Source organism: Mesorhizobium sp. B2-7-3, from assembly GCF_006440715.1.
Taxonomy (GTDB): domain Bacteria; phylum Pseudomonadota; class Alphaproteobacteria; order Rhizobiales; family Rhizobiaceae; genus Mesorhizobium; species Mesorhizobium australicum.
This window is the reverse complement of sequence record NZ_VFTY01000005.1, coordinates 113620-137597: the sequence shown is the minus strand read 5'-3', so window position 1 is coordinate 137597 and position 23978 is coordinate 113620. Positions and strand designations below refer to the sequence as shown.

23 protein-coding genes and 1 other RNA gene are annotated in these 23978 nt (G+C 63.5%); 8 read left to right on the top strand and 16 right to left on the bottom strand.

Annotation, left to right across the window (positions count from 1 at the left end; all coding sequences use genetic code 11):
* Positions 1 to 2: 2 nt before the first annotated feature.
* From mraY to mraZ, 7 genes are read right to left on the bottom strand one after another with little or no spacing between them, the layout of a single operon-like run.
* Positions 3 to 1085 (bottom strand): phospho-N-acetylmuramoyl-pentapeptide-transferase, encoded by a 1083-nt coding sequence (mraY, locus tag FJW04_RS13195; RefSeq protein WP_015317207.1) that lies wholly within the window; start codon positions 1083 to 1085, stop codon positions 3 to 5.
* Positions 1086 to 1102: 17 nt separating this feature from the next.
* Positions 1103 to 2584: a UDP-N-acetylmuramoylalanyl-D-glutamyl-2,6-diaminopimelate--D-alanyl-D-alanine ligase gene (locus tag FJW04_RS13190; RefSeq protein ID WP_140714579.1), complete on the bottom strand. Its 1482-nt coding sequence runs from the start codon at positions 2582 to 2584 to the stop codon at positions 1103 to 1105.
* Positions 2581 to 4035, bottom strand: a complete 1455-nt coding sequence (locus tag FJW04_RS13185; RefSeq protein WP_140714577.1) for a UDP-N-acetylmuramoyl-L-alanyl-D-glutamate--2,6-diaminopimelate ligase — start codon at positions 4033 to 4035, stop codon at positions 2581 to 2583. The genes FJW04_RS13190 and FJW04_RS13185 overlap by 4 nt, the downstream gene beginning before the upstream one ends.
* Positions 4036 to 4089: 54 nt before the next feature.
* Positions 4090 to 5814 (bottom strand): penicillin-binding protein 2, encoded by a 1725-nt coding sequence (locus tag FJW04_RS13180; RefSeq protein ID WP_015317204.1) that lies wholly within the window; start codon positions 5812 to 5814, stop codon positions 4090 to 4092.
* A complete protein-coding gene (locus FJW04_RS13175; protein ID WP_140714575.1) occupies positions 5811 to 6206 on the bottom strand; it encodes a hypothetical protein in 396 nt (131 codons plus the stop codon). Before FJW04_RS13175 ends, FJW04_RS13180 begins: the two co-directional genes overlap by 4 nt.
* A 4-nt stretch (positions 6207 to 6210) precedes the next feature.
* Positions 6211 to 7227: a 16S rRNA (cytosine(1402)-N(4))-methyltransferase RsmH gene (gene rsmH, locus FJW04_RS13170; protein ID WP_140714573.1), complete on the bottom strand. Its 1017-nt coding sequence runs from the start codon at positions 7225 to 7227 to the stop codon at positions 6211 to 6213.
* Complete coding sequence (gene mraZ / locus FJW04_RS13165) at positions 7224 to 7697, bottom strand: division/cell wall cluster transcriptional repressor MraZ (protein WP_140714571.1); 474 nt, start codon at positions 7695 to 7697, stop codon at positions 7224 to 7226. The genes rsmH and mraZ overlap by 4 nt, the downstream gene beginning before the upstream one ends.
* 408 nt (positions 7698 to 8105) lie before the next feature.
* Here mraZ and FJW04_RS13160 point away from each other — a divergent pair, with 408 nt between their 5' ends.
* Complete coding sequence (locus tag FJW04_RS13160) at positions 8106 to 9221, top strand: cystathionine gamma-lyase (RefSeq protein ID WP_140714569.1); 1116 nt, start codon at positions 8106 to 8108, stop codon at positions 9219 to 9221.
* Between the two features lie 115 nt (positions 9222 to 9336).
* On the opposite strand, the gene FJW04_RS30555 is transcribed toward FJW04_RS13160, so the two are convergent.
* From FJW04_RS30555 to FJW04_RS13125, 8 genes are all read right to left on the bottom strand, one after another.
* Positions 9337 to 9444 (bottom strand): hypothetical protein, encoded by a 108-nt coding sequence (locus tag FJW04_RS30555; RefSeq protein WP_281405543.1) that lies wholly within the window; start codon positions 9442 to 9444, stop codon positions 9337 to 9339.
* Between the two features lie 52 nt (positions 9445 to 9496).
* On the bottom strand, positions 9497 to 9640 hold the full coding sequence (locus tag FJW04_RS30550) for a type II toxin-antitoxin system RelE/ParE family toxin (protein WP_263485734.1): 144 nt from the start codon (positions 9638 to 9640) through the stop codon (positions 9497 to 9499).
* Complete coding sequence (locus FJW04_RS13150; protein ID WP_140615618.1) at positions 9637 to 9912, bottom strand: type II toxin-antitoxin system ParD family antitoxin; 276 nt, start codon at positions 9910 to 9912, stop codon at positions 9637 to 9639. The genes FJW04_RS30550 and FJW04_RS13150 overlap by 4 nt, the downstream gene beginning before the upstream one ends.
* Before the next feature lie 179 nt (positions 9913 to 10091).
* Positions 10092 to 10491: RNase P RNA component class A (rnpB, locus tag FJW04_RS13145), an RNA gene on the bottom strand.
* Between the two features lie 64 nt (positions 10492 to 10555).
* Entirely contained in the window at positions 10556 to 11293 is a 738-nt protein-coding gene (locus FJW04_RS13140) for a transglycosylase SLT domain-containing protein (protein ID WP_140615616.1), read from the bottom strand.
* A gap of 212 nt (positions 11294 to 11505) precedes the next feature.
* Positions 11506 to 12261 carry an N-acetylmuramoyl-L-alanine amidase gene (locus tag FJW04_RS13135; protein ID WP_140714567.1) on the bottom strand — a complete coding sequence of 252 codons (756 nt, stop codon included), beginning with the start codon at positions 12259 to 12261 and terminating at the stop codon, positions 11506 to 11508.
* Positions 12258 to 12977 carry a DnaJ family molecular chaperone gene (locus FJW04_RS13130; protein WP_041163805.1) on the bottom strand — a complete coding sequence of 240 codons (720 nt, stop codon included), beginning with the start codon at positions 12975 to 12977 and terminating at the stop codon, positions 12258 to 12260. The genes FJW04_RS13135 and FJW04_RS13130 overlap by 4 nt, the downstream gene beginning before the upstream one ends.
* Positions 12978 to 13137: 160 nt before the next feature.
* Positions 13138 to 13350 carry a hypothetical protein gene (locus tag FJW04_RS13125; protein WP_015317194.1) on the bottom strand — a complete coding sequence of 71 codons (213 nt, stop codon included), beginning with the start codon at positions 13348 to 13350 and terminating at the stop codon, positions 13138 to 13140.
* Positions 13351 to 13533: 183 nt separating this feature from the next.
* On the opposite strand from FJW04_RS13125, the gene FJW04_RS13120 reads away from it, so the two are divergent.
* The 5 genes from FJW04_RS13120 (at position 13534) to FJW04_RS13100 (ending at position 19954) form a co-directional block, all read left to right on the top strand.
* Positions 13534 to 17184, top strand: a complete 3651-nt coding sequence (locus tag FJW04_RS13120) for a hydantoinase B/oxoprolinase family protein (RefSeq protein WP_140714565.1) — start codon at positions 13534 to 13536, stop codon at positions 17182 to 17184.
* 32 nt (positions 17185 to 17216) lie between these two features.
* The gene (locus FJW04_RS13115) at positions 17217 to 18515 is read left to right on the top strand and encodes a DUF3419 family protein (RefSeq protein ID WP_140714563.1); all 1299 of its coding nucleotides are present in this window, start codon (positions 17217 to 17219) and stop codon (positions 18513 to 18515) included.
* Positions 18512 to 19177: a class I SAM-dependent methyltransferase gene (locus FJW04_RS13110; protein WP_140714561.1), complete on the top strand. Its 666-nt coding sequence runs from the start codon at positions 18512 to 18514 to the stop codon at positions 19175 to 19177. The genes FJW04_RS13115 and FJW04_RS13110 overlap by 4 nt, the downstream gene beginning before the upstream one ends.
* Positions 19178 to 19340: 163 nt before the next feature.
* A complete protein-coding gene (locus tag FJW04_RS13105; protein ID WP_140615608.1) occupies positions 19341 to 19637 on the top strand; it encodes a type II toxin-antitoxin system RelE/ParE family toxin in 297 nt (98 codons plus the stop codon).
* Between the two features lie 8 nt (positions 19638 to 19645).
* On the top strand, positions 19646 to 19954 hold the full coding sequence (locus FJW04_RS13100) for a HigA family addiction module antitoxin (RefSeq protein ID WP_015317189.1): 309 nt from the start codon (positions 19646 to 19648) through the stop codon (positions 19952 to 19954).
* A 28-nt stretch (positions 19955 to 19982) separates the two neighbouring features.
* Here the strand turns inward: FJW04_RS13100 and FJW04_RS13095 are convergent, their stop codons facing one another.
* Entirely contained in the window at positions 19983 to 21362 is a 1380-nt protein-coding gene (locus FJW04_RS13095; protein WP_140714559.1) for a serine hydrolase, read from the bottom strand.
* Between the two features lie 289 nt (positions 21363 to 21651).
* On the opposite strand from FJW04_RS13095, the gene FJW04_RS13090 reads away from it, so the two are divergent.
* Positions 21652 to 22452 carry a GH25 family lysozyme gene (locus tag FJW04_RS13090; protein WP_140714557.1) on the top strand — a complete coding sequence of 267 codons (801 nt, stop codon included), beginning with the start codon at positions 21652 to 21654 and terminating at the stop codon, positions 22450 to 22452.
* A 345-nt stretch (positions 22453 to 22797) separates the two neighbouring features.
* A complete protein-coding gene (locus FJW04_RS13085) occupies positions 22798 to 23976 on the top strand; it encodes a lytic murein transglycosylase (RefSeq protein WP_140714555.1) in 1179 nt (392 codons plus the stop codon).
* Positions 23977 to 23978: the final 2 nt, after the last annotated feature.

The window sequence follows — 23978 nt, the reverse complement described above, 5'->3', positions numbered from 1 at the left end:
GCCTATCTGAGCTTGAGGGTGGAAAGACCGACCAGCGCCAGGATGACGGCGATGATCCAGAAGCGGATCACCACCTGGCTTTCGGTCCAGCCGAGCTTTTCGAAATGATGGTGGATCGGCGCCATCAGGAACACGCGCTTGCCGGTCATCTTGAAGTAGCCGACCTGGATGATGACCGAGAGAATCTCGACCACGAACAGGCCGCCGACGATGACGAGCACGATCTCGTGCTTGGTGGCGACCGCGACCGTGCCGATCAGGCCGCCCATGGCCAGCGATCCGGTGTCGCCCATGAAGATCGCCGCGGGCGGCGCGTTGAACCACAGGAAGCCGAGGCCGGCGCCGATGACCGCGCCAAGCACGACCGCCAGTTCACCAGTGCCGGGCACGAAATGGATCTGCAGATATTCGGCGAAAACCGCGTTGCCCGAGAGATAGGCGATGACGCCGAAGGACGCCGCCGCGATCATGATCGGCACGATCGCCAGGCCGTCGAGGCCATCGGTCAGGTTCACCGCATTGCCGGCGCCGACGATGACGAAGCAGGAGAATGGAATGAAGAACCAGCCGAGGTTGATGATGAATTCCTTGGCGAAGGGGAATGTCAGCGACGACGAGAAGGGCGCCTGGCCATTGTGCATGATCGCCCAGGCGGCGATGCCGGCGATAACGAATTCCAGCGCAAGCCGCGCCTTGCCGGAGAAGCCGAGATGCGACTGCTTCGTCACCTTCAGATAGTCGTCGTAAAAGCCGATCGAGCCGAAGCCGAGTGTCACCAAAAGCACCACCCAAACATAGATGCTGGACAGGTTCGCCCATAAAAGCGACGAGCCGATGATGCCGGACAGGATCATCAGTCCGCCCATGGTCGGCGTGCCTGCCTTCTTGAAATGGGTCTGCGGCCCGTCGGCGCGGATCGGTTGGCCCTTGCCTTGCCTGAGCCGCAGCGAATTGATGATGGTCGGCCCGAAGATGAAGACGATCAGGGCGGAGGTGATCAGCGCCCCGCCGGTGCGGAACGTGATGTAGCGGAAGACATTGAAGACAGAGACCTTGTCCGCGAAATCGACCAGCAGTGTGAACATGCGCTTTCGTCCCCCGACTAGGTCTGGTTGCTTGTTGTCGTTTCAGCCGGGAATTTGCCCAGCAGCGCATCGACCAGTTTTGCAAAACCGATGCCCTTCGACGATTTGATCATCACCACGTCGCCCGGCTTCAGCGCGGCGAGCAGCACCGGCTTCAACTCCTCGACGCCGGCGCGGTATTCCGTCCTGATATCGTCCGGCAGCGCTTCCGCCAGCGACCGCATTTCCGGGCCGCCGAGAAAGACCGTCCGCGTGCCGGTGCCGACGATGAGATCGGCAAGAGCGGCGTGCAGCTTGGCCGAGTGATCGCCGAGCTCGAGCATGTCGCCAAGCACGGCGATGCGCCTGCCCTCGCCCGTTACCGGCGTCGCGTTGAGCAGCGCCATCGCGGCCGCCATCGAGGCAGGATTGGCGTTGTAGCTCTCGTCGATCAGCGTGATCGAGCCACCGGCCTGGCTCGAAATCGGGCCCCCGGCCCGGCCCGAAATCGGCCCCCCGGGATGCCGCAGCACGTGGCGCTTGCCGCGCCCGCGCTCGGCCGAGAGATCGGCCAGCGCCAATGCAACCTTGTCGAGATCGGCGCCAACCAGATGGGCGGCGCCAAGCACCGCCAGCACGTTCTGCACCATGTGCCGGCCGGGCGCGCCGATACGGGCGATGATATCGTGGCCGCTGATCCTGGCGGCGATGTCGGAATGGTCGGCATGCAACTCGCACTTGACCAGCTTGAAGGTCGAGCGCGCATTCTCGCCGAAGCCATGGATATGCTCGACGCTGGCAGCCTGTGCCATCTTGTACAGCAGCTTGAAACGCGCATCGTCGCGGTTGAGGACGGCGGCACCATCGGGCTCCAGGCCCTCGAAAATCTCGGCCTTGGCCTTGGCGATCTCGTCCAGGTTGCGGAAGAAGCCAAGATGCGCGGCCGCGATCATGGTGACGATGGCGACATGCGGCCGCACCATCTTCACCAGCGGCCGGATCTCATCGGGATGGTTCATGCCGATCTCGAACACGGCATAATCGCAATCGGCGGGCATGCGCGCCAAGGTCAGCGGCACGCCCCAATGGTTGTTGAAGGACTGCGCCGAGGCATGCACCTTGCCGACAGCCGAAAGCACGTGGCGCAGCGCCTCCTTGGTCGTGGTCTTGCCCGCCGAGCCGGTCACCGCGATGATCTTGGCTTGCGAGCGGGCGCGCGCCGCGACACCGAGCTTTTCCAGCGCAACCAGGACGTCGTCGACGACGATGATCGGCGCGGTCAACCGGCCAAGTGAGGGCAGCTTGCCTTCGGCCACCACCAGCACGCCGGCGCCGGCCTTGATGGCCGCGGTGACGAAGTCATGGCCGTCCATCGCCTCGCCCTTGATGGCAAAGAAAGCATCGCCCGGCTGCAGGCTGCGGCTGTCGATCGAAATGCCCGATATGCCTTCGGGCATGGGGCCGAGCGGCCGCCCGTCCGTGGCGGCAACCAGCGCTTCCGACGTCCACTGCAAGCTCATGCGGCATGCTCCCGGAGCGCGGCGCGCACTTCCTCGTGGTCGGAGAAATGCAGCGTTTCCGAGCCGATCGTCTGGCCTTCCTCATGACCCTTGCCGGCCACGATCAGCGTATCGCCGGCATGCAGCATGCCGACAGCCTCGTGGATAGCCTTGCGCCGGTCGCCGATCTCCATGGCGCCGGGCGCGGCCCCAAGAATGGCGGCGCGGATGGTTTCGGGCACTTCCGAGCGCGGATTGTCGTCGGTGACGATGACGACATCTGCAAGCCGTGTCGCGATCTCGCCCATGATCGGTCGTTTGCCACGGTCGCGGTCGCCACCACAGCCGAAGACGACCATGACACGGCCGGTGGTGAACGGACGCACCGAGGCCAGCACGTTCTCCAGCGCATCGGGCTTGTGCGCGTAATCGACATAGACCGGCGCGCCGCTCGCCGTGGTGCCGACGAGATCGAGCCGGCCCGGCGCCCCTTTCAATTTCTCCAATGCCGCCAAGGCTTTGGCGACAGGCGTTCCAGTGGAAATGGCCAGCCCCGCCGAAACCAGCGCATTCGCGATCTGGAAATCGCCGGCGAGCGGCAGGTCGATCTCGTGGATCACACCGTCGGCCTCGACCTCGGCACGCTGGCGATGACGCTCATGCTCGACCCGCTTCAGCCTGAGGAAATCGCCATGGCGGCCAACCGTCAGCACGTCGAGCCCGGCGGCCCGCGCCGCCTTTATCGTCGGTTCCGACCACGGATCGTCGGCGAAGACGATGGCGGGTGCGCCCTTCGGCAGCAGCGTGTCGAACAGGCGCAATTTGGCGCGATGATAATCCTCGATCGTCGGATGGTAATCCATGTGGTCGCGGCCGAGATTGGTGAAGCCCCCGGCCGAGAGCTTCACCCCATCGAGGCGGCGCTGGTCGAGCCCGTGGCTGGAGGCCTCCATCGAGGCGTGGGTAACGCCGGCATCGGCCAATTCCCTGAGCAACCGGTGCAGGGCGACCGGATCGGGTGTCGTCAGCGAACCATATTCGTTGCGGCCGGGCGCGACCACGCCAGTGGTGCCGATCGAGGCGGCGGCGTATCCCGCCTGCTCCCATATCTGCCTGGTGAAGGCGGCAACCGACGTCTTGCCGCTGGTGCCGGTAACCGCGACCATGGTTTGCGGCTGTTTGCCGAAGTAGCGGGCGGCACTCAACGCCAGTGCCAGGCGCGGATCATCGACCGCCAGCACCGGAACCGGCAAATCGGTAAGGGCGCTGCCTTTGCCCAGGACGATCATGGCGGCGCCACGCCGGGCCGCGTCGGCGGCGTAGCTCGCGCCATCGGCCTTGGTTCCGGCAAGCGCGAAAAAGACGACGCCCGGTTTTACCTGGCGGGAATCGGACGAGATGCCGGTAACCTCCAGATCGGCGGAAGCTGTTCCTTCGACTGGCAGGATACCGGCTAGATCTTTGAGCTTCATCGAGTCCCGTTCACCGCAACAAAATAGCGCGCAGTTGCCGGCGCGCCCTAAGAATCACTGATAGGAAACCAGCGTTGCACCATTTTCATGGCTGAAATCTGGCTTCACGCCAAGCATGGCCGCTGAACGCCTGATGATATTGCCGGCCATAACCCCAGCATTGTTGGCGGCGACGTCGGTCATCCCGGGCTTTTCCGGATGCGGGGCATCGGCGATCGTGAACACCAGATATTGCGGATCGTCCATCGGGAAGGCGGCGACGAAGGTGTTGAAATTCAACTCCTTCGAGTAACGGCCGTTGATGACCTTCTCGGCCGTTCCGGTCTTGCCGCCGACGCGGTAGCCGGGAACGCGGGCGTTTCTGGCCGAACCCTTCTCGGCGTTGAGCGAATAGAGGTAGCGCATGCCCTCGACGGTCTTTTCGGTAACCACTTTCTTGGCCGCCGCCATCGCGTCCTCCTGGCTGCGGACCAGGAATGTCGGCTGCATCAGGAAGCCGCCATTGACCAGCGCCGCGCAGCCGACAGCCGCTTGCAGCGGCGTCGTCGACACGCCATGGCCGAAGGCGATGGTGAACGAATTGACCTGCTTCCAGACTTTCGGCTCGGTCGGGCGGGCGACTTCGGGCAGTTCGGTCTGCATCTTCTCCAGAATGCCGAGGCGGTGCAGGAATTCGCGGTGCGCCTCGATGCCGACCAGCTCTGCTTCCCTGGCCGATCCGATGTTGGACGAATAGAGGAACACCTCCGGCAACGACAGCACGCGGTTCTTGCCGTGGAAATCGTGAATGGCCTGGTGGCCGACGCGGATTGGATGCGAAGCGTCGAAGCGGCTCGACATCGTCGCCTTGCCGGAATCGAGCGCCATGGCCGAGGTGAAGCTTTTGAACGTCGAGCCCATTTCATAGAGCCCCGCCGACATCCGGTTGAGCCGGTCCTTGTCCTGCGCATTGTAGGGATTGTTCGGATCGAAATCCGGCACCGAGGCCATGGCCACCACTTCGCCGGTCTTGACGTTGAGCACGACCGCGCCTGCGCCCATGGCGCGATAGCGTTCCAGGCCGGCGGCGATCTCGTCGCGCACCACATGCTGGACGCGCAGGTCGATCGAAAGCTTCACCGGCCTGAGATCCTTCGCCACCGCCAGGCCCGACGCCTGCAGGTCGCTCAAGCCCTGCTCATCGATATATTTCTCCATGCCGGAGATGCCCTGGTTGTCGATGTTGGTCAGGCCGACAACGTAGGACGAGGTTTCGCCGCTTGGATAGAAACGGCGCTTTTCGGTGCGGAAGCCAAAACCGGGAATGCCGAGCTGCATGATGTCGGCCTGCTGCTTGGGCGTCAGCTGCCGCTGCAGCCAGACGAAGCCGGCGCCGCTCTTCAGCTTGTGATAGGTCTGCTCGTAGTCGATTTCGGGCAGCACCGTCGACAGCTTCTCGATCGCCTCGTCGGCATCGACGATGCGGCGCGGCTCGGCGAACAGCGACGCCGTCTTGATGTCGGTGGCCAGCACTTCGCCGTTGCGGTCGACAATGTCGGGCCGCGAGGCGGTCACCCGGCTCTGCGGCCCGCCCGACAGGTCGGGTGTCTGGAAACCGAGATAGACCAGCCGCCCGGATATGGTCGAGAAGATGCCGAAGAACACGGCCATCGTCATCACGATGCGCGCCTTGCCCTTGCCGCCTGTCGCCTTGCGGGCGCCTTCGACCACGATCGATCTGTCCTCGCCCGTCCTGGCGCGCCTCACCGACGCGAAGCGCTTCAGCAGTTTGCCGATCATTGGGCGATGTCTCCGGTCACGACGGGATCCTTGTCGCCTGAAGGCGCCTTATCGGAATTGTCGGCCATCGCGCCCTGGCGCCCGTTCAGGATGTCCTGGATATCGAGGGCCTTGGCCGGCAGGTCGCCCAGGCCCACGATCTGGCGGGCACTGACCGGCTCCAGCGCGAGCTGCGACTTATAGAGTTCGGCCAGCTTCTGCAGGCGCGACGGCTGGGTGAGCAGGCTCCAGTCGGCCTTGAGCAGGTCGATCGTGTCCTCCTCGTAACGGATCTCGGCATGGATCTTCTGCACGGCCGTCAACTGGTCCTCGGCCTCGCGCTTGGCCTTGTAGGTCAGGGCGGCCGCCGAAACCATGACGGCGATCAGGACAATGTCGCTGGTACGAAACACGTGCTTACCTCTCCCCCGGCCGGTCGATGCCGGGAAGTTTTGGAAGGCCGAAAATCGAAAAATCGTCGCCGCGCGCCGGAGCCTCGGTGCGGATCGCGGCACGCAACCTGGCCGAGCGGGCGCGTGGGTTGGCCGCAACCTCGGCATCGCCTGCGGTCACCCCGCCACCAGCCTTGCGGAATGTCGCGGTGCGCGCCTGCGCCTCCGGCATGTGGCGCGAGCCGGTCATGGTGTCGGCGCGGTCGGCGATGAAGCGCTTGACGATGCGGTCTTCCAGCGAATGGAACGTCACCACGGCGAGCCGTCCACCAGGCTTCAGCGCGCGTTCGGCCGCGAACAGCGCCCTGGCCAGTTCGCCGAGCTCGTCATTGACGAAGATGCGCAGCGCCTGGAAGACGCGGGTCGCCGGATGGATCTTGTCCTTCGGCGCGCGTCCAATATGCGTTTCGATCGCATCGGCGAGTTCGAGCGTGCGCTCGAATGGGCGTTTTTCCCGGCGCGCCTCGATCATGCGGGCGATGCGGCCGGCGTGACGCTCTTCGCCGAGGAAGCCGAAGATGCGGGCAAGGTCGCCCGGCTTGAAACTGTTGACGACATCGGCAGCACTCAGGCCCGCCTGCGCCATGCGCATGTCGAGCGGTCCGTCGTTGCGGAAGGAAAAGCCGCGCTCGGCCTGGTCGAGCTGCATGGAGGAAACGCCGATGTCGAGCACGACGCCATCAACGCTTTCGACGTGTTCGTCGAGCGTCGAGAACGGCGCCTGCACCAGCTTCAGCCGGCCGCCGGATTGCGCCTCGATGTCGCGGCCGGCCGCGATGGCATCCGGATCGCGGTCGATGGCAATCACGGACGCGCCCGCCGCCAGGATGGCCTTGGTATAGCCGCCGGCGCCGAACGTGCCGTCGATGACGATGTCGCCCTCCGCCGGCGCCAGCGCTTCCAGCACTTCGCCAAGGAGGACCGGAATGTGGCGGACCGATCCGCCAACGGCGTTGATATCATCGCCGTGGCCCACCGTCATTCCGGTCGCTCCCCAGCCTTGGCCTCGTGAGTCTTCGTGCCCTGCCGAAGCTGCAAAAGCCTGGCCCGCGCCTGCGCGCCGTAGGTCGCAAGCCGTCCCGGCTCCCAGATCTGAAAGAAATTGCCGCGCCCGACAAAGGCCACCTCCGCGGAAATGCCGGCATGTTCGCGAATGAAATCGGTCATGGTGATGCGGCCGTCCTGGTCGAGTTTCAGGAACGCTCCGTCGCCATGGCAGAAGAACGACATGTCGTCCGCAGCCTGCAGGAACGGGTCTTCCCGCGCGATGCGTTGCTCGTAGCGATCGAGCAGATCGAGCCCGCCGACATCCATCGCCGGCAGATCCAGGCACCGCAGTGCATAGAGTTCCGAATAGCCGCGCTTCTGCACCACGGCACGGAAATGCGCCGGAACGGACACCCGCCCCTTCGCATCGATCCTGCTCACCGTGTTCGACAGAAACCGGTCCATCACACGTTGCAGCCGCCTGCGCGGCCGCACCCCTCTTCATCGTGTCGCACGCGCCACCGCAGCGCTGCGCCCGCCCCGCACCAACCTCGTCCACAGGGGCAAAAAACGGCAAACGCGCAGCCGCCGCGGCTGCCCGATTGGCGTACGCTTTACCCTGACGCGGAACGAAGGCTTTGATGTCGAAATGGGATACCATGGGGCACTATGGGCGTCAACGGGAATAGGGCTTCACAAACATGCGCATCACGGCGACGAGAAGGCTTTGACGGCACGTCTCGTCTTTATGGTCTATTAAGCCTAACGAACCGTTTAGAGCCTCGCTGGTCCAACTGGAGGCGCCTTGCCGCGAGCCGCGGCCGGGCATAGCGTCTCCCCCATCTCACTGATCGCCAAGGGATTTGAAACTCGATGTCTGAAACTGCCAAATCGCGCGCTGCGGCCCTTCCCCATTTGCGTCGCAGCGGGTTTGCCATGGGCGATTCCATTCCCCTGCCACTGACCATGGCCGCCATCTTCCATGCACCGGGCGATGCCACCGGCTTCAACCAGTACGGCCGTTTCAGCAACCCGACCTGGGATGCCGTCGAACACATGTTGTCCCATTTGGAAGACGCGCCCTGCGTCGGTTTTCCCTCGGGTATGGCAGCGATCTCGGCGGCATTCTTTGCCGTGCTCAAGGCCGGCGACCATGTCCTGCTGCCTTCGGACGGTTATCACACCACCAGGGCGCTGGCTGATCGCTTCCTGAAACCGCTCGGCGTCTCCTACGATGTCCGGCCGACATCGACTTTCCTTGACGGCGGTTTTGCGGGCTATCGCCTGGCCTTCGTCGAAACGCCGGCCAATCCGGGGCTGGACATCTGCGATATCGCCGCTGTCGCCGAAGCCGTCCACAAGGCCGGCGCGCTGCTGGTGGTCGACAACACGACGATGACGCCCTTCGGCCAGCGTCCTCTCGATCACGGCGCCGATATCGTTGTCGCCGCCGACACCAAGGCACCCAATGGCCATTCCGACGTGCTGTTCGGACATGTTGCCAGCCGCAATGCGGATATCATCGCCGCCGTGACCGGCTGGCGCGAGGTCTCGGGCAGCATCCCCGGGCCGTTCGAAGCCTGGCTGGTGCATCGCGGCCTGGAAACATTGGATGTGCGCTTCGACCGCATGTGTTCGTCGGCGGAAGTGATCGCGCGGCGCCTGCAAGGCCATCGGGCGATCAACGGCCTGCGCTATCCCGGCCTGGAAGGCGATCCCTCGCACAATCTTGCCCGCGCCCAGATGGAGCGCTTCGGCTTCCTCATCTCCTTCGAACTCGCTTCCGAGCAGAAAGCCGAGGATTTCATCAACAATTGCGACCTGATGCAGGCCGCAACCTCCTTCGGCGGCGTCCACACCTCGGCCGAGCGGCGCTTGAAGCGAGGCGACGCGGTTCCGGCCGGCTTCGTTCGCCTGTCGGTCGGTTGTGAGCCGGTGGAAGAACTCTGGAAGGCGATCGAGGCCTCGCTGGACAGGATCAGCGACTGACAAATCGACCACGAGCGGGTCAGCGTTTGATGGGATCGCCGAACCGCCCTAACTCCTTGTTTTACGCAATTACGCGATTCCGCAAGGGAAAGCGCTAGCGCTTCTCCTGGATTGCTTAGGAGCCGAGGTCATTGGCTTCGATGTTGCGCCGACCATGCAGCACGCGAAGAACTTCGATCGCATCACCGCCGACCCGGTACAAGGTGAGATATTCGCCGACAATCAGATGGCGGATACCCGGCGCAATGTCGTCGCGTGGCGCACCTGAGAAGGGATTAAGTCGACAATTGCTGCCATCTTGCCGCTAAACGATCAAGCAACCGGTCCGCTGCTGCCTCGTTGTTGCCCGCAATATGAAGCCAGATCGCAACCAAATCCTCTTCCGCACGAGCGCTGCGGTCGATTGGCAGCAACTTCATGCCGCGTCGTCAGATCGCAGACGCCTGCGGGCCTCCGCCTTGATTTCGTCCATCGAGGCAAACCGACCAGGCCCGCTGTCGATCCCCTCCTGCACCAGCTTGCGCAGTTCCTCAACCGTGTAGCCCATCAGGTCGCGGCGGTCCTTCCATTGCCTCAACGCATCGCGGATCACCTCGCTCGCCGAGGCGTATTCTCCAGCCGCGACCACATCGTCGACCGCCTGAGCCAATTCCGGCGAAAGCGTGATGCTGCGTTTGTCGACCTGACCCATGATAGGCTCCTGATGATGAGCCGTGACGGTACGATTTAATCGCACCAATTTCAAGAAAGTCGGCGGATATCTCTGTCTTGTGGCGGGGCAAATCAGCCCCGTGCCTTTGAATCAGAAGCTGCGCCCATGGGCGTAACCTTCTGATACCAAAGGCTTTATCCCAGATGTCGTGGAGAGAAACTGCCAGCTGGCCTGTAAGCCGGGTTTTGTATGGCCCTCGCCCCTTGCGAGGCGAGAACGTGGCGGCCATTCATCTTGGGCGCATGTTGCCATGCACCTCACGCAACCTACCCGGACGGTGGGCCGGAAACAGCCCTCGAGGGTTTCCCCTCGCACCGCCCCTATTCGGTCTTGCTCCCGGTGGGGTTTACCGTGCCGCTCCTGTTGCCAGTCGCGCGGTGGGCTCTTACCCCACCCTTTCACCCTTACCCCGACAAAGTCGTGGCGGTTTGCTTTCTGTGGCACTTTCCCTGGGGTCGCCCCCGCCGGCCATTAACCGGCACCGTGTTTCCATGGAGCCCGGACTTTCCTCACCCGCGGCCTTTCGGCGTTTGCGGGTGCGGCCGCCCGGCCAGCTGGCAGGGCGTATAAAGGGGTTCACACCGCAAAACGCAACCGAAAAAGCCGTCGTGCCCGGTTCTTGTCAAGCCGGTGCGCCGACAGCCGCCAACTGGACCTTGACCTTGCTGCAATAGGCCGCCGAAACCGGGTTCATGCGGGTGGCGCCATGGCCGGCATTGTATTTCAGGATGGTGCCGCAGGTCGTGCCGCCGCCGAGGTCGCGCGCCATGGCGAGGTACTTCATGCCGTATTTGATGTTGGTGTCGGGATCGAACAGGCCCTTGGCCGACCCGCTGTAACCCATCATGCGCGCGGTTGCCGGCTTGATCTGCATCAGTCCGATCTCGCCGGCGCCGCCGACCATGTTCGGCCGGTAGTTGCTTTCGATCTTGATCACGGCCTGGGCCAGCGACACCGGAACCCCGTAGGTCGCCGCGTAGCGGCCGACAATCGCGGAATACTGGCCACCGCTCGTCACCGCCGCGGTCGCCGCAGCGACGTTGCCGAGACCGATCGATGCTGTCGTCGTCATGTCCACGGTTTTGCGGCCGCGCTTTGTCTGCCTCTTGGCGGAGGATTTCCCTGCCCCGGTCTTACTTGCCTTGGTCCCACTTGCCTTGGCCCAGCTTGCCTTTTCCACTTTCGCGGAAACCTGCTTCGTCGTCTTGTTGCTTTTGGCCGAAATGGCCTTGCCTTTGGCGGATGCCGCGACGAGGCCCTGGTCGGCCCGTGGGCTTAACGGCGCGGCGTCGGCCGCACTGAAGGCAAAACTCATTACCCCGGCAGCAAGAGCTGCCGTTAAAACGGTCAATTTCTGCATGTGATCCTGTTCTGTTGGGGCCACGCGAAGATCTTCGCGTGGCATCGCTTGATCAATATCGGAACACCCGGGGGGATGGACGTCCGACAAACTGTACGAAACGCCCTTTGAAGTCCGATTTGGCGCCAATGAAGGCGAGGCAAGTCACTTTCAGTGACAGTTTGTAACTTTATGACCAGCGAGGATTACTTGGACCCGCTCTTGACCTGAGGTCAATTCCTCGCGGAAGCAAGCAGTTTCTGCAGCGTGCGCATCGTCGAGCCGTCGGCGGCGCCGTCGATCCGGCGCGGTCGAAAATGCCGTTGAAAGGCCTCAACGACAATTCGTGTCCGGTCGTCGAAAATGCCCGATATCTCGACGCCATAGCCATAAAGCGACAGCATCGACTGCAGCGTCTCCACATCGGCACCGCGGTCACCGGACTTCAGCGCGGCTCCGCGCCTGACGGGAGCGGCCGGCACGAGATGGCCGACACCGGCCTTAAACAGCGCGGCCCATGGGAACTTCTCGCCGGGATCGATCTTGCGCCCCGGCGCCACGTCGGAGTGCGCCAACACCCGCTGGGGGGTGATCGCGTGCCGCGTGACAATCCCCTTGCACAGCTCGATGACCGCCGTGATCTGACGTTTCGGAAAGCCGGGATAGCCCAGTGAATGGCCGGGATTGACGATTTCGATGCTGATCGAGCAGGAATTGATGTCGGTGCGTCCGAACCAGGAACTCTGGCCGGCGTGCCACGCGCGATCGCTTTCCCGCACCATCTGCACGACGTGACCATTCTCATGGACGAGATAATGCGACGAGACTTCACTCGCCGGAGCGCACAGCCAGGCTTCGGCCGCGGCCCCGGTTGCCATGCCCGTGTAGTGCAGCACAATCATGTCGGGCTTCTGCGAGTCGCGCCTTGGCCCGAAATTCGGCGATACCCTGACCTCGGCGCTCGGCTCGTCGGGCAGGAAGCCGCTCATGCGTGCCGCAGGCCCCGCTCGATCATCTCGTAGGCGGCGTTGATCGCCGCGACCCTGGTCGTCGCGATCTTGATGAATTCCTGCGGCAGCCCGCGCGCGATCAGCCGATCCGGGTGGTTGTCCGACACCAGCTTGCGATAGCGTTTCCTGACCTCCTCGAACGGCTTGCCCCGCTCGATGCCGAGGACGACATAGGGGTCGCCGGCACCAAGATTGACGTGCCGTGCCATGATCGATTCGTAATGCGTTTCGTCAATGCGGAAGATCTCGGCGATACGGTGCAGGAAGATGCCTTCGCGCTCATGCACCAACCCATCGGCCTTGGCGATGTGGAACAGGCCGTCGAGTATGTCTTCCAGCATCACGCAATTGGAGTGCCCGGAGCCGCAGAGCTGCGCCATGCGCTCGGCGTAGGTCTCGAAACCGGCGACGTCCCGCTGGGCCAGATCGAACAGCCGCGCGACGTTGCGCGTCTCCTTCGGCGGCACTTCGAAGATTTCCTGGAAGGCGCGCACCTCATCCTGGGTGACGATACCGTCGGCCTTGGCCATCTTGGCCGACAGCGCGATCATCGCCACCGAGAAGGCGACGCGGCGGCGCAGGTCGGCATCGCCGGAGAAAACCGTGCGCACAGCTTCGACCACGTCGGCGACGCCTGACGTGGTCGAAGACGAAACGCGCGTGATGAAGTCGCCGAGGCGGTCCCAAATCGACATGGCCAGCTTCATAGAGCCAACCGGTCCCCGCTATCAAGCCAATAACGGCCACTCTCTATCGGGTCCGTGGCCACCGACGATCCACGGTCCCGAGCGCGGTCTCCACGAGAAAGGCCGGCATGAAGCCGGCCTTCCTCCCAAGACACCTACTGCTTACAAACTACTGCGCGGGCGCAGGAGCGGGCGTTGCCGGAGCCGGCTCGGCAGGCTTGGTCGAATTATCGGCCGGGGCCGCGGGCTTCATCGGCTGCTCGGCAGCCGGCGGATTGGTGCTCTGCGTGGTGGTGTTGTCAGTGCCTGTGCCACTGTCGCTGCAGGCGGCAACGCCCAGCAGGGCCAGGGCGGACACCGAAGCAAGAATGAGCTTTTTCATTACGTCTCTCCTTCAACACACGTTCACGTTGCGGTGAACGGTCGAAGGAGAAATGCCCCGGACGGCCATGGGTTTCATAACGTTGCGTTTCCGCCTGTAACATCAATGGCATGCAGGCGACATTGCTGCCGGCGCTTGGGCGCTTTAACAACGATAACGAAAACGAATACCGGAGACAGCCGCATGACCGCGAAATGGGATTTCTGGATCGATCGCGGCGGCACCTTCACCGATATTATCGGCCGTGACCCGCAAGGCGGGCTGCATCCGCGCAAATTGCTGTCGGAGAATCCTGAAGCCTATGCCGATGCGGCCATTCAGGGTATCCGCGACCTGCTCGACCTTGAAGCGGCCGCCGCGATCCCGTCCAGCCTGATCGGCGACATCAAGATGGGCACGACCGTGGCCACCAATGCCCTCCTGGAGCGCAAGGGCGACCGCGTGTTGTTGCTCATCACCAAGGGGTTTCGCGATGCGTTAGGGATTGCGTACCAGGCGCGACCGGACATCTTCGCCAAGGAGATCATCCTTCCCGAACAGCTCTATGAGCGCGTCATCGAGGTCGACGAGCGCGTGCTCGCCGACGGCCGCGTCGAGCGGCTGCTCGACATATCAGCCTGCCGGCCGGCCATAGAACAAGCGAAAGCCGATGGTATCGACGCCGTGGCGATCGTCTTCATGCATGCCTGGAAATATCCCGATCACGAGAAGGCCGTGGCCAAGGTCTGCCGCAAGCTTGGTTTCGGACAGGTCTCGGTCAGCCACGAGGTCTCGCCGCTGATCAAGCTGGTCGGCCGCGGCGACACCGCGGTGGTCGACGCCTATCTGTCGCCGATCCTGTCGCGCTATGTGCAAAGGGTGGCGGGAGAACTGGGGGTGGCGGGAGAACCGGGTGCGGCGGGAAAAAACAACGAATCCCCTCGCCTGATGTTCATGATGTCTTCTGGCGGGCTCACCGCCGCCGACATGTTCCAGGGCAAGGACGCATTGCTGTCGGGCCCGGCCGGCGGCGTGGTCGGCATGGTCGAGACGGCGAAGCTCGCCGGTTTCGACAAGGTCATCGGCTTCGACATGGGCGGCACGTCCACCGACGTCGCCCACTATGACGGCGAGTATGAACGGGCCTTCGACACCGAAGTCGCCGGTGTGCGCGTCCGCGCGCCGATGATGCGCATCCACACGGTCGCCGCCGGTGGCGGCTCGATCCTGCACTACGAGCCCGGCCGTTTCCGCGTCGGACCAGACTCCGCGGGCGCCAATCCCGGCCCCGCCGCCTACCGGCGCGGCGGCCCGTTGGCGGTGACCGATGCCAATGTGATGCTCGGCAAGCTGCAGCCCGACTTCTTCCCGTCGATCTTCGGTTCCGGCCAGGACGCGCCGCTCGACGCGGAAACCGTGCATGCGAAATTCGCGGCACTTGCCACCGAGATCGGCGATGGCCGGCCGCCCGAATCGGTCGCTGAGGGCTTCGTCACCATCGCGGTCGAGAACATGGCCAATGCGATCAAGAAGATTTCCGTACAGCGCGGCTACGACGTCACCGAATACCTCCTGAACTGCTTCGGCGGCGCCGGCGGACAGCACGCGTGCCTGGTCGCGGACGCGCTTGGCATGGAGGCCGTGCTGATCCATCCCTTCTCCGGCCTGCTTTCGGCCTATGGCATCGGCCTGGCCTCCTTGTTCGCCTCGCGCCAGCAGGCGCTGCTCAAGCCGCTCGCCGAAGAGTCCAGAACGGAGATTGGCGGCCTCATCGCCACCTTGAAAAAGGCCGTGATCGCGGAACTGGCGGCGCAAGGCATCGCCGAGGACGCGGTTGCCACCAGGCCGGTGCTGCACATTCGCTATGACGGCACCGATACGACGCTGCCGGTAAGTTTTGAGAACGACTCGATTTTCCAAGCAAAGCGCGATTTCGAAATCGCCCACAAAGCGCAATTCGGTTTCGTCTACGACGACAAGCCGATGATGGTCGAGACCGTCGGCGTCGAGGGTACCGAAACCGGCCAGACCAGCGCCGAGGCCCATGCGCCTGCCGGACCGGCAAGGGTCCATCCAGCCGCTTCCGAGACCCGGCTAATCTACACGGAAGGCCAGTGGCATGAAGCTGGCGTCTACCGTCGCGAGACCCTCGGACCGTCCAATCTGGTCGCCGGCCCCGCCTTGATCATCGAGCCAAACCAGACCATCGTCGTCGAGCCGGGCTGGCGGGCCGAAATCACCAACCTCGATCACGTCGTTATACGCCGCACGGAAAAGAAAGCGCGCGCCGCTGCCCTGGGCACGCAAGCCGATCCGGTGATGCTCGAAGTCTTCAACAATCTCTTCATGTCGATCGCCGAGCAAATGGGCGTGACGCTGCAGAACACCGCCTATTCCGTCAACATCAAGGAAAGGCTGGATTTTTCCTGCGCCGTCTTCGACCACACCGGGGCGCTGGTCGCCAATGCGCCGCACATGCCGGTGCATCTCGGCTCCATGGACCGTTCGGTCGAAACCATCATCCGGCTGAACTCCGGCGACATCCACCCCGGCGACGTCTTTGCCTTGAATGCCCCCTATAATGGCGGCACGCATCTGCCCGACATCACCGTGGTGACACCGGTGTTCGACGACATCAGGAAAAACATCCTCTTCTGGGCGGCCTCGCGCGGCCACCATGCCGACATTGGCGGCACCGCCCCGGGCTCGATGACGCCGCTCGCCACCACGGTCGACGAGGAAGGCGTTCTGTTCGACAATTTCCGCATCGTCGACCGCGGAAAATTCCGCGAGACGGAGCTGCATACGCTGCTCACCGACCATCGCTACCCCGCCCGCAATCCGCACCAGAACATCGCCGATCTCAAGGCACAGATTGCCGCCAACGAGAAGGGTGTCGCCGAACTGCGCAAGATGGTCTCCCATTTCGGGCTTGATGTCGTCGAGGCCTATATGGGCCATGTCCAGGACAATGCCGCCGAGAGCGTGCGCCGGGTGCTGGAGCGGCTGCCGGACACGTCGGAATATGAATATCCGACCGATACCGGCCAGGTCATCAAGGTGAAGATCACGGTCGATCGCCAAAGGCGCGAGGCGACCGTCGACTTCACCGGCACGTCGCCTGTCATGAAGAACAATTTCAACGCCCCTGAGCCGGTGGCGCGCGCGGCCGTGCTCTACGCCTTCCGCGTCATGGTCGAGGACATGATCCCGATGAATGCCGGCTGCCTCAGGCCGATCAACATCGTCATTCCCGACGGCTGTATGCTGAAGCCCACCTATCCTGCCGCCGTCGTCGCCGGCAATGTCGAGACCTCGCAGCACGTAACCAATGCGCTGTTCGGCGCCATGGGCGCGATGGCCAATGCGCAGGGCACGATGAACAACCTGACTTTCGGCAACAAGAAGTACCAATATTACGAGACCATCTGTTCCGGCTCGCCGGCCGGCCATATGAACTCCGGCCGCGGCTTTGCCGGCACCTCCGGCGTGCACACCCATATGACCAATTCGCGCCTAACCGATCCGGAGGTGCTTGAACTGCGCTTTCCCGTGGTGCTGGAGGATTTTCACATCCGCGAAGGCTCGGGCGGCAAGGGCAAATGGAACGCTGGCGACGGCACCAAACGCACCATCCGCTTCCTCGAGAAAATGGAATGCGCCATCCTGTCCTCGCACCGCAACCGCCCGCCACGGGGGCTGGATGGCGGCGACGACGGCGAAGTCGGCTCGACCAAGGTCCGCCGCAACGACGGCACGGTCGAGGTGCTGAAGGCCTGCGACCAGACCGTGCTCGACGCTGGCGAGGCGGTGATCGTGACGACGCCGACGCCGGGCGGGTTTGGCAAGCTGTAAGGGAGACGTCAACAGGCTGTCACCGGCCTGTCATGACCCTGCGGTACCCGCTTGCGGCAAAGCAAATGGGGAATCACTTTGCCATGACGGACGTCTCCTCGGACCTGGTTTTTCGCCGCGGCAAGGAAGTTGGAAAAGCGGTCTACCAGAACCGCGCGCTTTCGAAAGCCGGCATTTCCGAGCGGCTGTTCGCCTTCCTGTTTTCCGGCCTTGTCTATCCGCAGATCTGGGAAGACCCTGACGTCGACATGGACGCGATGCAGCTTGGCCAGGGCCATCGGATCGTCACCATCGCCTCGGGCGGATGCAACATCCTGGCTTACCTTACCCGCTCGCCGGCACGGATCGACGCTGTCGACCTTAACGCCGCCCACATCGCGCTGAACCGCATGAAGCTGGAAGCGGTGCGCCGCCTGCCCTCGCAGGGCGACCTGTTCCGCTTCTTCGGCGCCGCCGACACCAGTCACAATTCGGAAGCTTACGACCGTTTCATCGCGCCGCATCTCGACCCGGTCAGCCGCCACTATTGGGAACACCGCAACTTGCGCGGCCGCCGACGCATTGGTGTCTTCGACCGCAATTTCTACCAGACCGGCCTGCTTGGCCTGTTCATCGCCATGGGCCATCGCACGGCGAAGTTCTTCGGCGTCAACCCGGCCCGCATGATGGAAGCCAGGAATATCGGCGAACAGCGCCGCTTCTTCAACGAGGAGCTGGCGCCGGTCTTCGACAGGAAACTTCTGAAATGGGCGACCTCGCGAAAAGCCTCGCTGTTCGGTCTCGGCATTCCGCCGGCGCAGTATGATTCGCTGATCACCTCCGGCGACGGCACCATGGCCAGCGTGCTTAAGGCCCGCTTGGAAAAGCTTGCCTGCGACTTCCCCTTGGAAAACAATTACTTCGCCTGGCAGGCCTTTGCTCGCCGCTACCCGGAACCAGGCGAGGCCGCCCTGCCCGCCTATCTGGAAAAGCACAATTACGAGACCATCCGCGGCAATGTCGACCGCGTCGCCATCCATCACGCCAACCTGATCGAATTCCTCGCCGGCAAGGATGCCGGCGCCGTCGACCGCTTCATCCTGCTCGACGCGCAGGACTGGATGACCGATGACCAGCTCAATGCACTGTGGTCGGAAATCACCCGCTCCGCCTCCACTGGGGCGCGCGTCATTTTCCGCACCGCTGCCGAGCCCAGCCTGCTGCCGGGCCGCGTTTCCACCTCGCTTCTCGACCAGTGGGATTACCAGAACGAGGCCTCGCGCGAATTCTCGGCCCGCGACCGCTCGGCCATCTATGGCGGCTTCCACCTCTATGTGAAGCGCGCCGCATGAGCACGACGGAGCTGCCGGCCAGCCACGCCGAACTGATGGACGGCGTCTACCGCTGGCAGCGCCACATCTACGACCTGACCCGCAAATACTACCTGCTCGGCCGCGACAAGCTGATATCGGGACTGGACGTGCCATCGGGCGGCACCGTACTGGAACTCGGCTGCGGCACCGGCCGCAACATCATCCTCGCCGCCCGCGCCTATCCAGACGCGCGCTTCTTCGGCCTCGATATTTCGGCCGAAATGCTGGAGACGGCAGGCGCCGCGGTTGCCCGCGAAGGCCTCTCTGATCGCGTCATGCTGGCAAGGGGCGATGCCACGGATTTCAACGCGAAGGCGCTGTTTGGCCAAGGCAGCTTCGACCGCGTCTTCGTATCCTATTCGCTGTCGATGATCCCGGGCTGGGAGAAGACGGTATCGGCAGCACTTGCCGCGCTGGCCCCGATGGGCTCGCTGCACGTCGTCGATTTCGGCCAGCAGGAAGGTCTGCCAGGCTGGTTCCGCACCTTGCTGCGCGGCTGGCTGAAAAAATTCCACGTCACGCCGCGTGAATCCCTGCGCGACGTTCTGGAATCGGAAGCCGAGCGAACCGGCGCAACCTTCCGTTTCCGCACGCTTTATCACGGTTATTCCTGGCTGGCTGTGATCAAGCTCGGCACCTGACATCGCAGACAAAACAGCCGTAGAACCCGGCGCGCTTTCGCCATCGGCGGCCCAACGCTCCAATTCCAAGGTCAATCCGGTGAACGCGATCAGCAGGGTTCGCCCTTCGCGATTGCAGAATGACCCAAAGGGTGGTACACTATCTCCATGCTGGAGATAGAAAGTGATCGTCGGGTTTCGGGACGGATGGCTGCGAGCCTTTTTCGTGGAAGACATCCATTCCCGCAACATTCCGTCCGATCTTGAAGGCCGGTTGTTCCGCAAGCTCCAGATGATCGATGACGCGACGACCGATCAGGATTTGCGCGTACCGCCGAGCAATCACTTCGAAAAGTTGCGTGGTAGTCTCGATGGCTTCCACTCAATCCGCGTCAACAACCAATGGCGGCTGATCTTTCGGTGGAATGGCGGCCGTGGTGAAGCGTCGGATATCCATCTCGACGATCATAGCTACAGATGAGACGACACATGTTGATGACCACACGCAAGCCGGCAACGGTGGGTGAAATCCTCACGGAAGAATTTATGCAACCACTTGGCCTGACACAGGCTGCTTTGGCGGAAGCGATGGGGGTTCAGCGCAAGCATGTCAACGAATTGTGCAACGACCGCCGCAACGTGACGGCCGCGACCGCGCTCATTCTGGCGCGGGTCTTTGGCAACAGCCCGGATTTCTGGCTCAACGTGCAGCGCCGCAGCGATCTTTGGCAGGTCATGAATTCACCCGAGGAGCGGGCGCGGATTGATCGCGCCAAGCCTTTGGCGACCGCAGCCTAGAAGAAACTCTACAGCAACCGACTGCCGCTTAATGCAGCGCCTTCACGAGCGCCCCCACCATTGCTTGCGGGCGGTAGTTGAACGTGGCCGGCGTTAGCCCGAGCCGCACCACCACCAATTGCTCAGACGGAATGATGGCGACGGTCTGTCCGTCATGGCCCTCCATCCAGTAAGTGTCCTTCGGCAGCCCGGCCGCGACGCCGGCGCCGGGGTTTTCCTCGTCGCCCGGCGCTTCGATCCATAACTGGCCCTTGCCGTAGACCTTCGAGGCGGATGCCGGCTCGCGCATCCATTCCACGAAGCCGGCCGGCAGGATTTGGTTGCCGTTCCATACACCGCCCTGCAGCAGGAACTGGCCGAAGCGGGCCCAGTCATGCGCTGTGGCGTAGAGATAGGACGAGCCGACGAAAGTGCCCTGCTCGTCGGTCTCGAGCACCGCGCTACGCATGCCGAGCGGCTCGAACAGCGCCATGCGCGGCCACGTCAATGCCTTGGCCTTGTCGCCGATCGCGTCCTGCCAGAGGCGCGACAGCATCACCGCCGTGCCACTCGAATAGGAAAACGTCTTGCCGACCTCACCGGTGAGGGGTTTGGTTGCGGCAAAGCCCGCCATGTCAGGTTCGAGATAGAGCATGCGCGTGACGTCGGCGACGTCGCCATAATCCTCGTTGAACTCCAGCCCGCTCGACATCGCCATCATGTCGGCAAGGCTGATCGCGGCGCGGCCGTCGGCCTTCCACGGCGTGAACAGGCCCTTGTTGTCGACCGTCATCTTCCCATCCTTGACCAGCGTGCCGACGATAGCGGCATTTACTGTCTTGGTCATCGACCAGCCGAGCAGCGGCGTCTTGGCCGAAAAACCGTCGCCGTAGCGTTCGGCGACGACGCGGCCGTTCTTGATCACCACGATCGCGCGCATGCCGGTGCCGGCCAGCGCGGCGTCCCCGACAATCTTCGAGACCTCGGGCTTCTGCGAGGCATCGACTCGCTCGCCCTCAGGCCACAGCGCGTCCTGATTGGTCGGCGATGGCGAGGCATGGATTGCCGTGCGCCGCGCCTTGCCGACATCGCCGTCGGGGACGGAGGCGCAGCCCAACCCGTCGCGGGCAACCGCCTCGCTCTTGCCGAGGAAGCCGAGCAGGCCGGCCGAAACCGTCCCCCGGTTCTTGTCGACCGAAACCCGCATCAAGCGCAGCAGCGGGTGGCCCGGCGCCTGCACATCGACGGCCAGCACCTCGTTGGCGTCGCGGCCGGCGATGAAGACGTTGGAGCAGACGATCTTGGCCGAATAGCCCGAGCCGACGCGGATCAGTTCCGGCGGCGCGATATAGAGCCAGGCAAACAGCGCGGCGATAGCCAGCACGATCAGGCCAAGCAGCCATTTGACGATCTTGACGACGAACCGCATCCATTGCCTCCCAGGCATTCGCCTGACGTTTATGTCATCGAATTGCCGCCATTGCTTCCGCAAAATCGGGCCTCTTGTCGACCGCCATAAACCAGATATCAACCATGATCGGCGATCACAGGGGTGCATGTCGGCCAAAAGCGCTCAGCGGTTTTGGGACAACGACATGCACGAAAAACGAATATGCCAGGCGATGCGTGGGGCGATCGCCTGGAGGGGGCCAGACCAGCTTCGGCCATCAGTGCACAGACCCATCAGCGACCGGCTGATTCCGGCTTGGAAGTTGCGGATGCGCCGTCTTGCGGCCCTTTTCATGCTGACGCTGCTCGGCGCCTGCTCGACCGTGGACGATCTCTCGCCGCTGTCGCCGTCCGCGTCGAGCAGTCCGACGGTGGCCGTGCGCGCGCCGCGCTTTGCCGATTCAAAGCCGCATGAGTGGGACAGCGGTGCGCCGTGGAACTATGCCGTCCATGGTACCGACGTGTCCAAATACCAGACCTCGGTCGATTGGCCGGCGGCCAAGGCCAGCGGCATCTCCTTCGCTTTCATCAAGGCAACGGAAGGCGGTGACCGTTTCGATGAGTATTTCAGCGAGCACTGGGCGCGCACGAAAGCCAATGGGATTCCACGCGCGGCCTATCATTTCTTCTATTTCTGCACTCCGGCAGCCACCCAGGCGCGCTGGTTCATCCAGAATGTCCCCGTCGACCGCTCCGCCATGCCGCCGGTTCTCGACATGGAATGGAACCCGAACTCGCCGACCTGCCGGCTGCGCCCCGACGCCGCCACGGTGCGCGCGGAGATGACCACCTTCCTCGAAATCGTGGAGCGGCATTACGGCAAGAAGCCGATCATCTACACCTCGGTCGACTTCTTCGACGACAATGAACTGTCGACCTTCCGCGGCTATCCCTACTGGCTGCGCTCCGTCGCCGGACACCCGCGCGAGAAATATGGTGGCCACCCTTTCACCTTCTGGCAGTACACCGGAACCGGCATCGTTCCCGGCATGACCGGCAAGTCCGACATCAACGTCTTCAACGGCTCGGAATCCGCCTGGAACAAGTGGCTGCGGCAGAACACCCGTTGACGCCGTGGCAACGGCAGCAAGCCGCGGGAATGGGGGTTGCGGCAGATCACCCGTTGACGCCGTGGCAACGGCAGCGAAGCCGCGGGAAAGGTGGTTGCGGCAGAAGACCCGTTGACACCGTGACAACGGCAGCGAGGCCGCGGGAATGGGGGTTGCGGCAGATCACCCGTTGACACCGTGACAACGGCAGCAAGCCGCGGGAATAGTGATTGCGACAGATCAGCCGTTGACACCGGGCCTGCCGCCTGCTTTCGACACAGCCAGCGCTAAAGGGTGCAACCGCTGGTAATTCAGGGCGTTGCGCTTTCAGGCACGACAATGCCCTCTCGTTTCGAAAGGAAGCTGATGCGACTGCGTTCCCAAGCCCTCGCGGCGCTGTTCTTGTGCGCCACGGCCTTGCCGGCGATGGCGCAGGAATGCGGCGGCGATTTTGAAACCTGGAAGCAGGGTGTGGCGGCGGAAGCCAAGGCTGCCGGTGTCGGCGCGGTCGGTCTTGATGCGCTGGAGGACGCCAGGATCGACGAGAGGGCTCTGGCGCGCGACCGTGCGCAGGGCGTCTTCACGCAAACCTTCGTCCAGTTTTCCAACCGCATGATCTCGGCCTACCGGCTGAAGCAAGGTGCGGCGAACATGAAGAAATACGCCGACATCTTCGCCCGCGCCGACCAGCAGTTCGGCGTCCAGGCCCCGGTCATCACCGCCTTCTGGGCGCTTGAAACGGATTTCGGCGCCGTGCAGGGCGATTTCCATACGCTGAGCGCATTGGTGACGCTGTCGCATGACTGCCGCCGCCCGCAGCTTTTCCGCCAGCAACTGGTGCCGCTCCTGGAACTGATCGATCGCGGCGTGCTGCCGACCGACGTCACCGGCGCCTGGGCCGGCGAGATCGGCCAGACGCAGATCCTGCCATCCGACTATCTCGCGCGGGGCATCGATGGCGACGGCGACGGCAAAATCGATCTGCGCGGCTCCGTGCCCGACGTGATCATGACCACGGGCAACAAGGTGCTGTCGCGCGGCTGGAAGCGGGACGAACCCTGGATCCAGGAAGTGCGTGTGCCCGAGGAGATGCCGTGGGACCAGACCGGGCGCACCAACAAATTGCCGCTGACACAGTGGGCGCAGTGGGGCGTCACCAACCCCGACGGCTCGCCGCTGGCCGACAAGGGGCTGAAGGCCGGCCTGGCGCTGCCCATGGGCCGCAAGGGCCCGGCCTTCCTCACCTACGAGAATTTCGACGTCTATCTCGAATGGAACCAGTCCTTCAACTACGCGCTGACCGCGGCCAATCTCGCCGCGCGGCTGGCGGGCGCGCCGCCGCTTGACCCGCGCAATCCCGAGCCCGGCCTCAACAATGAGCAGATGAAAGAACTGCAGACCAAGCTCGAAGCCAGGGGCTACGACGTCGGCACCGTCGACGGCATTTTGGGCACCAACACCCGTGAAGCCATCCGCAAGGAGCAGATGCGCCTCGGCATGCCGGTCGATGGCTGGCCGACGCCGGAGCTGTTGGGAAAATTGTGAAG